This is a genomic window from bacterium, from assembly GCA_041649255.1.
In the GTDB taxonomy this organism is placed as follows: Bacteria; Hydrothermota; UBA3073; order JACQXS01; family JAQTXJ01; genus JAQTXJ01.
Genome location: JBAZNK010000003.1, coordinates 57,063 through 72,309 on the forward strand (window position 1 = coordinate 57,063; position 15,247 = coordinate 72,309).

The following is a 15,247-nucleotide window of genomic DNA, read 5'->3' on the forward strand; positions in this document are numbered from 1 at the left end:
AATAGGATGTTAAGTTGTTCATACGAAAAAATACAGGAATGATGTAATTTTCATTTTTGGTACTATATTCCCTATAAGTTATAAATAATTGTGAAATTAAGATAAAAGCAATTATCCTATTTGTCTTATTAATAATGATTTGTATCAATTTTAATCCTTGCTGTGTATCATCCCTGATACAATTTAAGGGAAAAGAAATAGTGTGCAGATATTTTGTTTATTAGTCATATAGATATGTTTGGGGGGAATTGCTGAATAATGACATAGATTTTGCTATACTATAAAACGAATAGTCATTATTATAATAAAGGGGGAGAAATGAATATTTTAATTTTATTTGTATGTTTGTCCGTACATTACGACAGTCTTAAAATACCGATGCGGGACGGGAAATGGCTTGCGGCAGACTTATACAGCAACGATTCCACGATTGCCAAACCCGTTATCCTTATACAAACACCTTATGACAAAAATACTTACCGCGCTGCGGTTGGACAGGGAACTCCATTCCCTTACGACAGCGCGCATTATAACTATGTTATCCTTGACTGGCGTGGGTTTCATGGTTCCGACAGCGCAACTTCTTCAGGTTATGACAGAGGGCTGGACGGTTATGACGCGGTTGAATGGATTGCCCAGAGACCCTGGTGCAACGGGAAAGTCGGGACATACGGCGGTTCGGCACTCGGATTGATTCAGTTTATGACGGCAAAACATCGTCCGCCACACCTTGTATGCTGCGCGCCTTTTATAAAAGATTATAAAACAAAATACTCGGATTTTTACTATGGTGGAGAATATCGTAAAGAACAAGTAGAAAGCATGGCAGGGCTAGGATTCCTTACGACAAGCGTGATTTTAGCCTACCCGGTGGAAACTATGTACTGGAAACTTCTTGTTGAACAGCCGAATGACTATCCCGAATCTCTTGCTGTGCCGATGCTTATGGTTAGCGGTTGGTATGACCATTACCCCTCGGATGTAATTCGTGCGTTCAAGGATTTGAGAACCAGAAGCGATATTTCCGTAAGACAAAAACATAAATTAATTATGGGCCCGTGGCTGCATTCCAGTGTCGGGCAATCACAGCAGGGAGTCCTTAGTTACCCAAATAGCGTTGGAGTTCCGGACTCGGTAACAACTATGTTCTTTGATTACTATATTAGAAATATCCAAAATGGTTATGAACAACTGCCGGTTGTCAGATATTACCAGATGGGAGTAAATGAATGGAAAACTACGGATGATTGGTATTCTGTCGGAAACTATACGGATACTTTATATTTACAAACCGGAGGCGTATTGAATTCTGCCTTGCTTGTGGATAGCGTTTCGTATGATTCTATATCCTATGACCCGCGTAATCCCTCCCCAACTGTCGGGGGTTCAAGGTTTAATCCGTTTGTTCCTTCAACTCCCGTTGGTCCACAAGACCAGAGAGATTCTGTGGAAAGCCGAAGCGATGTGCTTGTTTACTCGACTCCCATTTTAACCGGCAATCTGATTGTAGATGGTTCGGTCAAAATTTTGCTATACGTTTCTTCGGATAGAAAAGACACTGATTTTAGTGTACGTTTATGTGACGTTTACCCGGATAGCAGTTCTATAATTATAACACAGGGAATCCGGAGAATGCGATTCCGTAACTCCTATAGTACGGAACAATTTATGACACCGGGACAGGTATATGTGGATACCATTACATTATCGGATTTTGCTTTAACTTTTCTGGCAGGACATCGTTTGAGAATAGATGTCAGTTCTTCAAATTACCCAATGTTTGCCGTAAATCCGAACAATGACGACTCGCTGTATAAAACCGGAGATACGCTTTTAGCAAGAAATTATGTTTATCATAACTCTGTTTATGCATCAAAAATTTTGATACCAACTGTGGGAACGGGGATATCCGAATACTACCAGATATCAACAAAATTCAATTCTAAATTATCTGTTATTACTCCTTTAAAAGATAAACTGAGTATAAGGTTCTCTGTTGCGTATAGTGGCAACATAAAATTGGAACTTTTTGATGTATGCGGAAGAAAAGTAAAAGAACTGCTTAGTGAAAAACTGAAATCCGGAGAATATTCGCTTAATGTTAATACATCGGAACTAGCTTCGGGAACATATTTCTGTTGTTTGCAAACTTCTAAGGGGAAACAGACGAAGAGTATACAAATCATAAAGTAATAATGAGAAAGTTTTTATTCGTAATAGTATTACTTTCTACTGTTAGTTTAAAACGTATTTATGCGCAGCAAAACTTAAGCACCTGGCATATACAAGGACAAACTTTTCTGCTCTGGGAACACTCAAAACCTATCCCCGAGGATACTACTTATGAAATATACCAAAGTTCCATGCCGATTATTTCAATTAAAAATGCTATACTGGTTGGTAGAGTTTTTGCCAATGATGGAGCCAATTCTCGTCTAAACGATTATGTGCCAAATGCCCGCTGGAAATTGCCCGACAGCTTAACAGGGACAATAACCGTAGATACAAACGAAGCTTATTTTGTTGTAACGCCTCATTCAACAGGAACTAAATATTATGCAGTAGTTCTGAGCAAAGACACTGTTGTCGGCGCTGGCAATACAAGTGGCGCTATTCAGGAAACTACCGATTCTATAAAAGTCGTAATCCAATATCAGGATAGTATTGTAACTATTTACTCGCACTGGATAGACGGGCACTCAGATTACAATTCGGGCCGTTCCGAATATCCGGTAATGGGAGATGAACACAGTAATGGGTTGGGATTCAACTTTGCTTTTTGGAAACAACCGGGGAACCCGAATAATGGTCCATTAAGTATTTGTCTTCACGGAGGCACACAGAATCTTTTCTCTAACAATCTTCCCTTTATTGGTCGTTACCTGCTTCCAAACGGATTCTTTGTGAGTCTGGATGACCCTCTTCCCTTGGGAGACTCGTGTTCAAATACTATGTGGTTTGGTTATAACAAAAAATATAACCGATTTTCGCCTTCCTTACCAATGGATACTGATACGATAATAGATTATACTATCCGGCGCGTACACTGGGAAACACAATGGCTTTTAAAAAATTTTCTAATTGACTCCACACGTATTTCCTTGTGGGGAGGAAGTATGGGGGGAAATGCTACGACTTTTCTTACTGAATTTTTCCCCGAACTTTACAGTGCTGGATTGGTTTTTGTCCCACGCCGTCAGGGGCTTGATAATGCACCAAAGAGTATGTTCGGAACTGAAAGTCAGAATATCCCTACTAATCTAACCGGTAATTATGGCGTTTATGACATACGTAATTGGGAATGGCGTCTTCATAACCAAAACACCGGAAACTGGCCATTTACAATGGCAGTATGCGGGAAGACTGATATAATATCTCCATGGCAAGAAAAACCCGATTTATATAAACAACTGGATTCGGCAAAAATAGGTTTTGCGTTATACTGGGATGAGCGGGAACATATGAATTGGTCTGATACAGTTTATTGGAGACGTTCGGAACATTTGTCCCTTACTTATCTTGCCCGTTTTCGTAATAATCAATCTTTTCCTGCCTTTTCAGGAACGGACTTAGATTACATAACCCCGGGAATACAACCTGACATTGGAGATGGAAATCCTATAAATGGTAACCCGTGGGGGACATGGGGTGGGTACTTTGAATGGGATACCGCAAATATTTTAGATTCCACGGATAAATGGGAAATTATAGTGTGGGTTGTTAGCCAGTCAATTTATCCTAACGATATTCCCGATGAGGATACTATTTTAACAAATATTACTCCCCGTAGGTTACAGAAATTTGCTCCTCAACCCGGGCAGAACTATTCTTGGGAGCTCGTGAAAAAGTCAACCGGAGACACGCTACAACAAGGAATCGTTAAAGCTGATGTTTCCGGTATAATAACAATACCGGACTTATTAATAATAAAAGAACCGGTAGAATTAACTATCCGTAAACATTCAGGCATTGAAGAAAATCAAAACACAAATACTGTTTCCCTTTGTCGAACTTATCCCAATCCTTTTGTTTCATCAACAACTATAAAGTTTAATGTGGGGAACGGTTGCGACCGTTCCCTACGGGTTTACGATATAGCCGGTAAGCTAGTCAAAACTTTCCCAATGTCCCAATTCCCCATTAACGATCACTGCCAAGGCGGGATGTCCCATTTACGTTTAACGAATAACGAAATTATCTGGGACGGGAAAGACAATAATGGCAGGATAGCAAAAGCCGGAATTTATTTTGTAAAAGTAAAAAGCTGTAAAGTAGAAAAAATAATTAAGATGGAAGGGAATAAAATAATAAACAGAAAATAAATAGTTAGTTTTGGTAACCTATTTAACCTATTTTTTTAGACTCGCCTGAATACCCCATTCGCAATCACTCCATCCCTGAACTATATAAAAATCAATATTGAAATTCTTAAACACTTTATATCCGAATCCTGCTGTAATAATTCCTTCTATATCAGGATAGGGACAAAAAGCAATTCCACCTCTTAATGCAAATTGTGGAATTAGTTTGTATTCTACTCCAACTACGCCAAGAATATACCAGTCAGTATCATCATAGTTATAAACGGAGATAGAACTATCAACGAAATCCGTAGAATCAAAAGTTTCGTATCTACGCGTATGCGAAATCCTTTCGGACGAATAAGTTTCATATATCCACTTTGCTCCTACCCCGATTTTTGCTTTTGAGGAAGGTTTAATTTCTTCTCCGATTCCAATGAAAACATTAATATTCTTAGAGTCGTTATATGTAGTATCTATAGTCGTAACATTGGAATCAAATAATTCTTCGTTGTAAATTTCCTGAAAAGCAATGTTTGTTTCTTCAACATCTTGATATTTATACGTTTCCTTTTCAACACAGCCAATTACGGAAAACGTTGTTGCGGGAGATATAACTTTTTTGAGTACGAGCATAGTATTGAGTGTATTGTTATTACTGCTATCTATAGCTTTATTTATTAGTCGTTCGCTTTTCCAGTCTCCCGTATAGTAGCTATCCTCATATTTGTGTTTCCATCTACTATCCCAATTGCCATTGGATGATAAGGAATTTAATACCAGCTCTATAGAATTTTTAGAATTAATTTTGAATATCGAACCAATTATAAATCCCTGATTTTTGCCTGCTCCCTGTTCATTCCTATCCCATTGATATATGCTTGTATCGGAGTTAATATCAAGATCCTCATTGTTTATGTTGTGAGAACTATAGGATGTCCCATATGTATAGCTCCCGCCAAAGTCCATGTTTTTTGAAACCGAAAGACAACTGATAAACGTTCCGGAATAAGAATCCCCATAATTATAGTCTTCATAGTTATAATATCCGTCACCTTTATATTTATAGTGACAGGTATCAAAATCATCCCATTTGTATCCTTCAGCAATAATTCCAACTCCTATAATTGATTTTATTTTTTTAGGAAGCAAAATTGAAAAAACAGGGCGGGTTAAATCATTTTCAAAAGACGAACCGATTTGAACCTTATTAAGCTTATTTAAATTCGCAGGATTTCGTAATATGTCCGATTCTTTATCTTCTACTATGCCGTTAAGTTCTTCCCATCCAATTGCTTTCATCCTGATAGATGTATTTTTAGCAGGGATAGTACTTGCAATGCAAACGGTAATTATACAAATATAGAACCATTTATTCATCAGAAAGTTTTTATTACTCCTATTTCCCAATCGTTCGGTTCAACCAATTCCCCTTTGTTAGATATATTTATGCTTAATCCATTTGCAGGGTAAAAACCTACTCCTAGATAGTAAGTATTTGAAAGGCAGATATTATTATTTATTTTATTGCCATATATTGTAATTCCGGCTCTGGTGCATAAAAAAGAGAATACTCTGTATTCAAAGCCCATTGGAAATGCTATAGTTTCTTTATTTTGACCATTTCTATAATTCAATTTTAGTCCCGTAAATAGAGAAAATTTATCATTCATTTTATTCTCCTGCCCTACCCCAAAATTTATTTCCGAAACATAAAAATCCGTGTTTTTTTTGTGTATATAATTCGTATTCGTATCTGCGTGGATTATAGTAGTATCGCAATCTATTGTGGTGGAATCCTGCCAGATTTTTGTTTCCTTGTAAATTCTACCGTAATAATAGTAATTACCACTATAGTATTCTCGTCCCATATCCTTTGCAGTTTTTATTGAAGCAAAGACATTAATTTTTATGTTTTCCGATAACAATATATTTCCAACCGTAGTTATGCTGAAAAAACCATTTTTGTTTTTTTCTGCAGTGGAGTCTCCTTTGCTGACTTCTTCCCATAACTCCTCTATTATGGTAAGGGAGTCGCCATAATGATAATTGGAGTAGCAAGAATCTTTATCCCATTGCGAATAGCAATATTCGGAATCCATATTATTATTTATGTATTCTCCCGTTATCCTACCCTGGAAATTTTTTGTTTCCTTAATAAGGGACAAAAATACTTTATAATCATTTCTTGTAAACTTTTGAATATTATCATAATAGCATCCATTCTTTTTTACGCCGGATATAATATCTCCTCCAAACGATATTGCATTTTCTCCCCCGTTTAACAATCGTGTAATGCTGCCGATGCTTCTCCACCAATATAAATTATTTGCTATGCTGCTTCCCCATGAGAACTCATTAACGGAACCTTCTAAGAAAAGACTACCTGAAAAACCACGAAATAGACGAGGGCAAAAATATCCGAACCGATATACCGGGTCGCTAGTATCATAAGTGCTGTATTTTTGGAATTCTGTAAGAAACAAGGGGTGAGAAAGAAAAGCCGTTAGCCCGGGTTCATATACAAGGTCAGTAACCGTATCCGATATTATACGGGAAAACTCTACCCCAAGTCCTTTTATCCTTTGGGAAGTTTCAAAAGGCTGTACATTTAAATTATTTATTCCGATATTCAGAAAAACAAGAAAAAATGAAACCATAATGCTCTCTTATACTATTGACAATATATTTTATTCCCATTCAAATGTCAATTGTTTTTTTGCAAGAAGAATAAGATTCAAAATCAACTCTCATTTATAAAATCTTTTCAAATGCATTCCACTCAAATAAGAATTTCCATTAATCAAAATAACAAACATATAATATGAAAAAAATTGACATTTAGAATATTAAATATAATCTCTGTACAAGAATGGAAGTTTTACTTAATTTTGCTGCGACGAAAGTTATAGCCGTAGTTATAGGAGTAGTAGCACTCCTTGGAACAAAAGGCAAAGATGTGGCGTTTACCACACCTAAAATCATAGTTGTTTCGGATACTATATACGTAAGTACTGTTTTAAAAAGTGCTTTCCCAAAAGGACTTAAAGAAATAATATTGAGCGGAACTCCGGTTAACTTGAGAGTAACTTTCCAGAACAAAGAAAGTGATCTCCGCCAGGGCGGGATGTCCCATTTTTCTAAAGAAATAGTTCATAACGTAAAATACAATATTGCAGAAAAAAACTTTCTGATTACTATATCCGAATCAGATACTTCATTTGTAGTGAAAGAGATGCGTCAGGTAGAACAATGTATGACTAATTTCAATAAAGTAAAATTGGTTTGCCCGGATAAATATATAGTTATGGTAGTGAAAGCTTATATGGATCCCATAAAAATGGAAGCCATTGGCGGTAAAGAATTTGAACTTATGGCTTTCTGGGATTACCAGATGCCCTCGTTGAAATTCATCATAAAAAGATGACGCTTAGAAGTAGATTGATACTTGCTTTTGCCCTCATACTTATTCTTGCGGTTGTTCCAATAATAATGTTTACATCCAAGGTCGCTCCTTTTAATCCGATTTTTGGAACGAAGGGGAACATAGAAAGTTCTTTGGAAAATGCGGTTGCAAATGCAAAAACCCCTGAAGAATTGGTCGTAGCAGAAAAAGCCATACAGGAATACAGGCAGTCTTCAGCCCTTTTAGAACCATTGAAATTGGAATTTATTAAGTTTAGCATTTTGCTTGTGTGCGGACTTTTTTTGGTGTCTGTTTTTATTGCTTCTATTTATGTAAAATACATAACCAGACCTCTACAGGAATTGACTTATATATCACAGAAAATAGCAGGCGGAGACATTTCTATGACGCTTAATAAAGTCAAAGATAAAGAATTCAACAAACTTACAACCTCTTTTAACTTTATGCTTGAATCTTTGCGTGAAGCCCGGGAAAAATTAAAATTAACGGAAAGACATACCGCATGGCAGGAAATGTCAAGAATGTTGGCCCACGAAATTAAAAACCCGCTTACGGCATTACAATTATCCAACCAAAGATTAAGAGAAAAATATCTTACAAAAAGCAACGACCTGCCGGAAGTTATTGATAAGACCACCAAAATAATGGAATCCGAGATTAATAACTTTGTTACACTTGTGGGGAAGTTTTCTGAATTTGCCCGTCTTCCTTCTCCTGATAAGAAACCTACAAACCTTAACGAAATTATAAAAGAATGTGTTGGATTGTATGAAAATATTCCGGATGTAAAGTTTAAGGAAAATTATGACGAGTCCATACCGGAAGTTATTATTGATGCAGGTCAAATTAAACAGGTGGTAAAAAATATTATTAAAAATGCAATTGAAGCAAGAGTGGAAAATCTCGCTGAGGCGGAGATAGAAGACCCCGATGCGGCGGTGGAAGAAAATTTTGAAATTAGCGTTACTACTAAATGGAACATCCCGCCACGGCGTGGATTGCTATTAGATGAAGTAGAAACAATCATATCCAACAACGGTAAAGCGATATCGGAAGAGGACCTGAAACACTTGTTCCATCCATATTTTACGACAAAAGAAGGCGGGAGCGGACTCGGATTGATTATTTCAGAAAGAATATTAGTTGCCCATAACGGAAAAATAGAAATAGAAAACAATCAAGACAAAGGGGCTAGAGTGTCAATAAAATTACCTGTAAATAAAGCATAGAAGAGGGAGTGAAAAATGGAAAATAAAATACTTATAATAGATGATGAAAAAAACATTCTTTCCATATTATCCGATATTTTAAAAGATGCGGGATATTCTGTTTTTACTGCAGGAACAGGCGAAGAAGGACTAAAAATTCTTAAAAAAGAAGATATAAATCTTTTATTCCTCGATGTAAGATTGCCCGATATAAACGGAATAGACTTGCTTAAACAAATAAAAAAAGAAGACTCTTCCGTAGAAGTGATTATGATATCCGGGCACGCAACGATTGATATTGCCATTCAGGCGACTAAATTGGGAGCTTATGATTTTATAGAAAAACCCCTTAGTCTCGATAGAGTTAAAATCGCCGTAACGCATGCAATGGAAAAAACAAACCTGGTAAAAGAGAAAGACGAACTTATAAAAATAAATGCAAGTGGTTATGAAATATTGGGTGACTCTAAAGCCATAAGATATATAAAAACTCAAATTGCAGCATGTGCCCCGAGTGACAGTAAAGTTCTTATACTTGGTGAAACAGGAACCGGAAAAGAACTTGTTGCTGCGGCTATTCATAACCAGAGTACGAGAAAAACTGCCCCGTTTATAAAAGTGAATTGCGCTTCTATCCCGGAGAGTTTAATAGAAAGCGAACTTCTGGGACACGAAAAAGGAGCCTTTACGGGAGCTGTTTCCAGGAAGATAGGGAAATTTGAATTGGCGAATAAAGGAACTATATTCCTTGACGAAATAGGAGATATGGGTATTTCCTGCCAGGCAAAAGTTTTGAGAGTATTGGAAAATGGAGAGTTTGAAAGGGTAGGTGGGCTGACATCAATAAAAGTGGATGTCAGAGTAGTTGCAGCCACAAATAAAGATTTATTAAAGGAAATAGAAAAAGGGAAGTTCAGGGAAGATTTATACTACAGATTAAATGTTATGCCAATATATATTCCTCCTTTAAGGGAACGAAAAACGGATATTCCCGTTCTTGCAAAACACTTAATGAATTTATTTTGCAGGGAAAGAGGTTTGCCAACAAAGGAATTTGAGGAATCTGCAATGGATACACTCAGTAATTATTCCTATCCCGGGAATATCAGGGAGCTTAGAAATATCATAGAAAGAATCGCCATTATGACGCAAGACGAAAAAATAAAAACGGAAGATATAAGCTTTATTGTAGGAACTAAAAAAGTAGACGATATTTTTTCTGAATCTTTAAGTCTTTCGGATGCCCAGAAAAAGCTTTTAAAGAGATATGTAGAAACCCAACTTGAGAATAATAAATATGATATGAAAAAAACTGCCGAAGCATTGGGAATAGAAAGACCAAATCTCTATAGAAAAATGCGGGAATTAGGTATAACACCGGCTAAGCAAAGTTAGCAAATTGGTATCCAGCGAAACCCGATACCAATACCCAAGGGATTGGTGTAAAAATGATACACTTTTTGTATCAAGAATGATACAAGAATATGCTTTTATGACAAAAATACGTATGTTAAAAAATCTTATATTTCCTTATATAGTAACAAAAATTAAAGATTTGAAGTAAAATGTCACGGCGTTTGCTATATATTTTAGTAGAAGGAGGAAAAAGGATGAAAGAAATTTTAAAATCAAAAAACTTAAAAGAAGAAAAGGAGGTTAAGATGAAAAAACTCTTAACATTAGGGTTGAGTTTGGTTTTTGTTTTTGGTATTATTGGTTGCGGGAAAGAAAAACCCGTTGATGAAACCGCTGCTGATAGAGTAGCGGTTGAGGATATGGTTCGCGCTTCCGAGTGGTTTCAGGGGAACAATTCTCAAGTCGATCAAACTGACACAACTACTCAGAAAAGCAAAGGGAATCATATTATAGAGAACCCTCCATTCCCATTTTGGATTAGAGCTGTTGCCGATACGGGAAATCATCTAGATATAAATGTATCAGTAACGGGTGATTCTGCTTATGTAGAATGGACATTGGAGAAAGAAGGTTTGTTTATAATTTTAGGGCAACAGGAAATAACGGGTGATTCCGGTTTGGATACTGTTGGTTTCCTTGGCGGCAAACCTTTAAGCGAGACTTCTAAAATGTATGGTATTTATAAAAGAATGGGGCTTAGAAGTAGTGCTAACAGAGGTTGGAGATTGGTAAAAATATCGGGAGTAGCCGGTTCTTCAAATGTTACACATACGGTAGCGATAGACAGCATAAGAATACAATGTGGAACTTATCCGGATACGATATTAACGAATCCTTCCGGGTATTTATTTAATCAGGAAAATGCTTTGAATTTTGCGCCTACAGAGAGCATAACCGTAACCATATACGCAAATACGAGCAATGCAGAAGCATATCTTCACTTATGGCCCGAATGGCTTGTCAGAATACCTATGAAAAACAATGGTGACGGTACATTTACCAATGCAGAGAAATGGGGTATACCATTGGTTCCAATGACAAGGTTTGCATGGTTTGACCTTATAAGTAGTAATACGATACACGATACCGAATACGGTTATGATTACGATGGTTGGTTATATCCATATTTAAATAATAATCTTAAAGGAAAATAAAAAATCCAAAAAGGGGCGAGTAATTCTCGCCCCCTTGGAAAGGAGATAAAATGAAAAGACTTTTTCCACTGTGTGTGAGCGCGATTCTCATACTCGGAATTGTTGGTTGTGGAAAAAAAGCCAACACGGATGCAGGAGATGATTTGCCGGATAATTATTGGACTACAATAGCAGTTTCGGCGGCTAAGCCACCGACGGATACGACAACTAAAAAAGGAGATAAAGCTCTATCTATGCCCGTTGATTTATGGAGACACTCTGGTACGGCAACAGTTACTGCAATTCCGGCATTCAATGGTTCAGAAGCAAGTATTGCAGGTCATATTACATGGCCGGATACTCTGGTCGTAGCTTATTGGGATAGCACCGTAGGTAGTACCGAGTATCGTGATACTATCTCGAAACCTACACCTAATTTTACGGGAGACGTAACGTACTATTATAAAGTTAAAAATAATAAGTGGGTATTTACCGGACTTACACCCGGAAAAATAGTATCCGACTCTGCAGGTACGTATGTTAATATAGACTCCATTCAGATAGAAGTCATAGGCGAAGCGGCAAAACCAACCATTACAAGCGCAACACAACTTATATCTGCGGAAAGTACTTATCCGTATATTTTCAATATCGGAGACTCCATAAAGATTACCGTTTATAAATCGGGCTCTCTTTCTGATAATTCTGTAGTGGTATTCTTACATGTCCCGGCACTAGATTATACAAGTCCATTTGAGCATATTGCCGGAACCAATAAATGGGAAGGGACATGGGTTCCGAAAGATGCTCAGTCGCGTTGGGCATGGATAGATGTTTTTGATTGGGGCGTTCTCTTTGATAAAGCCCAGGCATCAGAAAGAGATGTGTTATGGGGAATTCCGTATAAAGTTGAATAAAATGAAATTTACAAAGGGCGAGGCTTTTGCCTCGCCCATGTATTTTTAAAAGGAGCAAAGATGAAAAGAAAACTTTTTTTTATGATGGTAAGCGTTTTTTTTACAGGAATGCTTTTTGGACAGGAGAATTCATCTACTTTATCTCCTGAAATAGAAAAGACTATAAAAAAAGAGATTAGCTATATGGATAGAAATCCCCTGTTTATCCCCAAAGATCCTCTAGTTGCAGGTTTATTTTCGATTACCTGCCCGGGATTAGGACAAATTTACTGCCAGAAATATCTAAGAGGCGTAACCTATTTTGCATCTGAAATGGGATGTTTTATATTGGCATCTACACTTGCAGGAACTAAAAACGTGGAATATACGTGGACAGCTACAGATGAAAACGGAGAAGAAAAAGAATTAACTACAACGGAAACAATAAATAAATGGGATGAACTTTCCGGACTTGAACGGGCAGGAGTAGTTGGGCTTATTATGGGGGGAGTAGGAATTCATATATGGAATATTAGGGATGCTTATAATCTTGCGCAGGAACATAACCAAAGATTAAGCTGGATAGGAAACGTGGATTTACAACTCGGATTCAAAAACGATAATCCCGGACTAAAACTCGAAACCTCTAAAACGTTTTAGTAATGATTATCAAATATAAATATCTTTGTTATATTAGTTTTTTGATTATAAGTTCTACCCTTTTTGCAACCCAAAGACATATTTATGAATCGGATGGAGCTCAGGGAATACAGAATTCAATAAACCTTTCCTCTGTAAACGATACCGTTTTTGTCCATACGGGAACTTACTTTGTCAGAAATGTTTCCTATATTGGATTAACTATGAAAGATAAGGTAACGCTTATAAGTTCGCATCCCGATAGTGTAATTTTAAGCGGGCTTAATTCGGCGGGAACCGATACCGCTTACCATGTTATTTACTGTGCGTTTGGAGATCCTTTCTCCCATTCTGCCGTGATAAAAAACTTTACAATAACGTATGGGAATGCAAAAGGAGTCTCTTCCGGCAACAATTGCGGCGGCGGAATATTTTGCGCGTATTCTTCCCCCAGGATAGATTCATGTATAATAAAAGATAATAGCGCTGAAAATGGCGGAGGTGTTTTTTTGTATGCCTCATCTCCTGAAATTACGGCTAATACAGTAACTGATAATTCAGCTAAATCCGGAGGAGGGTTTTTTGTTTATGGAAGTGCGGCACCTGTAATTAACAATAATAAGATAAATAACAATTTATCCAACGTAGGAGGAGGATTCTTTGTAGATAGTTCTTCAGCAACTATTACGGAAAACGAGATACAAAATAATCTATCAACGGGCGCAAATAGCGGTGGAGGTGGACTTCTTATTTATAATTCTTTTAACGTTGAAGTTAGCAAAAATAAAATATGCTATAACAGTGCAAACAACGGAGGAGGAGTTTATATTGATAGTTGTGCTTCCGGTATAAATATCGTTGGAAATGACATAAATAATAACATTGTCGAGGATTATGGTGGTGGTTTGCACATAAGGAATACATCCCCTACAGTTTCCAACAATGATATAATCGATAATTTCTCCGGCAGTGACGGGGCGGGTATTTTTACATTTGGCTCAGCCTGCACAATTATTAATAATTTAATAAAAAATAATATCGCACAGGAATATGGAGGGGCTCTTTATTTATATCACCAATCTTATCCTATAGTTAGAAACAATATTATAGATAATAATTCCGGAGATTACGGCGCAGGTCTTTATGTTGAATTTTTCTCATATCCTACGCTTATTTGTAATGTAATAACCAATAATATATCTCATATGGGAGGAGCGTTTGCCATTTGTGAAGGGTCTCGCACTAATATTGACAGCTGTTTTATAGTTGATAACGGCTCTGAATCCGATACAAAATCAGGGTTGTCTTACATTATAGATAATGCAGATACCGTTAAAATAAATTATTCCCACCTATATTACAATACTTTTCAATCCGATACGGAAATTAATAATGCTACGGGGATTAATGTTTCTTTTGAAAATAACTTTTGGTGGGATACGACAAATACTGCTATATCGGGATTAATTAGCGGGTTAAATAAACATACGCCCTGGGAAAACAATTTCATATCCGGAGTTCCGGGCGAACCGATTACAGTAGATTCCGTTCGTAACTATGATTCTACCTACTCTTTTATCGTGGATTCTCTTTGCGGAGATTCCGTAGTTTTGTATTTACAAATATATGGGCAGGATAGGAATGCAAAACTCAGGGAGGCAGGAGTATCTATTCTAAAGTCAAGCGTGTATCAAAGCGGTATAGCAGTTGCGCTTATAGAAACGGATACAAATTCCGGCATATATCAAGGGCGGGCAACAATAAAAAGTTCTACGGGGAATAATAATATAAGATTGGACGACGGATACAATATTATAAGAGCAGATACCAGCAATGACAATATAACTATTATATCCAATATGGATACTACAAAAAAATTCGTTGTAACATATAAGAAAAAACTTGGAGTAACTGAGAATAATTCTTTGCCAAATATTAACAATGCGAAATTAAGGATTCCCGGGATAGTTTTTGCCAAACCAATAATAATTAGTTACTCTATACCCTTTAATACAAAAGTTTCATTACAAGTATACGACATAGGTGGCAGAAAAATAAAGCCCCTTATTAACAAGGAACAAAAAGCAGGTAACTACAATATTATTTTTAATACAAGGGATGTTAAGGCCGGCATTTACTTTGTTGTTCTTCAAGCAGGTAATTCTAAAGTTGCCCAAAAACTGGTTTTAATAAAATAATCATATTTAAAGCATCTCCGTATACTTAA

Annotated in this window: 11 protein-coding genes; 9 read left to right on the top strand and 2 right to left on the bottom strand. The window is 36.7% G+C overall.

From position 1 onward, the window contains the following. Nucleotides 1-318 precede the first annotated feature (318 nt). Both WC614_03205 and WC614_03210 read left to right on the top strand, forming a co-directional pair. Nucleotides 319-2,193: a CocE/NonD family hydrolase gene (locus WC614_03205; protein ID MFA5032007.1), complete on the top strand. Its 1,875-nt coding sequence runs from the start codon at nucleotides 319-321 to the stop codon at nucleotides 2,191-2,193. 2 nt (nucleotides 2,194-2,195) lie between these two features. Beyond that, nucleotides 2,196-4,322 carry a prolyl oligopeptidase family serine peptidase gene (locus tag WC614_03210; protein MFA5032008.1) on the top strand — a complete coding sequence of 709 codons (2,127 nt, stop codon included), beginning with the start codon at nucleotides 2,196-2,198 and terminating at the stop codon, nucleotides 4,320-4,322. 27 nt (nucleotides 4,323-4,349) lie between these two features. Here WC614_03210 and WC614_03215 read toward each other — a convergent pair whose 3' ends face one another. Together WC614_03215 and WC614_03220 are read right to left on the bottom strand one after the other, a co-directional pair. After that, nucleotides 4,350-5,681, bottom strand: a complete 1,332-nt coding sequence (locus tag WC614_03215) for a hypothetical protein (GenBank protein ID MFA5032009.1) — start codon at nucleotides 5,679-5,681, stop codon at nucleotides 4,350-4,352. After that, nucleotides 5,681-6,961, bottom strand: a complete 1,281-nt coding sequence (locus WC614_03220; protein MFA5032010.1) for a hypothetical protein — start codon at nucleotides 6,959-6,961, stop codon at nucleotides 5,681-5,683. Before WC614_03220 ends, WC614_03215 begins: the two co-directional genes overlap by 1 nt. A gap of 212 nt (nucleotides 6,962-7,173) precedes the next feature. Here WC614_03220 and WC614_03225 point away from each other — a divergent pair, with 212 nt between their 5' ends. From WC614_03225 to WC614_03255, 7 genes are all read left to right on the top strand, one after another. Beyond that, nucleotides 7,174-7,728 carry a hypothetical protein gene (locus tag WC614_03225; GenBank protein MFA5032011.1) on the top strand — a complete coding sequence of 185 codons (555 nt, stop codon included), beginning with the start codon at nucleotides 7,174-7,176 and terminating at the stop codon, nucleotides 7,726-7,728. Continuing rightward, nucleotides 7,725-8,957, top strand: a complete 1,233-nt coding sequence (locus WC614_03230) for an ATP-binding protein (GenBank protein MFA5032012.1) — start codon at nucleotides 7,725-7,727, stop codon at nucleotides 8,955-8,957. Before WC614_03225 ends, WC614_03230 begins: the two co-directional genes overlap by 4 nt. 15 nt (nucleotides 8,958-8,972) lie before the next feature. After that, the gene (locus WC614_03235; GenBank protein MFA5032013.1) at nucleotides 8,973-10,331 is read left to right on the top strand and encodes a sigma-54 dependent transcriptional regulator; all 1,359 of its coding nucleotides are present in this window, start codon (nucleotides 8,973-8,975) and stop codon (nucleotides 10,329-10,331) included. Between the two features lie 215 nt (nucleotides 10,332-10,546). After that, nucleotides 10,547-11,506: a hypothetical protein gene (locus tag WC614_03240; protein MFA5032014.1), complete on the top strand. Its 960-nt coding sequence runs from the start codon at nucleotides 10,547-10,549 to the stop codon at nucleotides 11,504-11,506. Between the two features lie 50 nt (nucleotides 11,507-11,556). After that, complete coding sequence (locus WC614_03245) at nucleotides 11,557-12,402, top strand: hypothetical protein (protein MFA5032015.1); 846 nt, start codon at nucleotides 11,557-11,559, stop codon at nucleotides 12,400-12,402. A 60-nt stretch (nucleotides 12,403-12,462) separates the two neighbouring features. After that, nucleotides 12,463-13,041 carry a hypothetical protein gene (locus WC614_03250; protein MFA5032016.1) on the top strand — a complete coding sequence of 193 codons (579 nt, stop codon included), beginning with the start codon at nucleotides 12,463-12,465 and terminating at the stop codon, nucleotides 13,039-13,041. A gap of 2 nt (nucleotides 13,042-13,043) precedes the next feature. After that, entirely contained in the window at nucleotides 13,044-15,218 is a 2,175-nt protein-coding gene (locus WC614_03255) for a right-handed parallel beta-helix repeat-containing protein (protein MFA5032017.1), read from the top strand. Nucleotides 15,219-15,247: the final 29 nt, after the last annotated feature.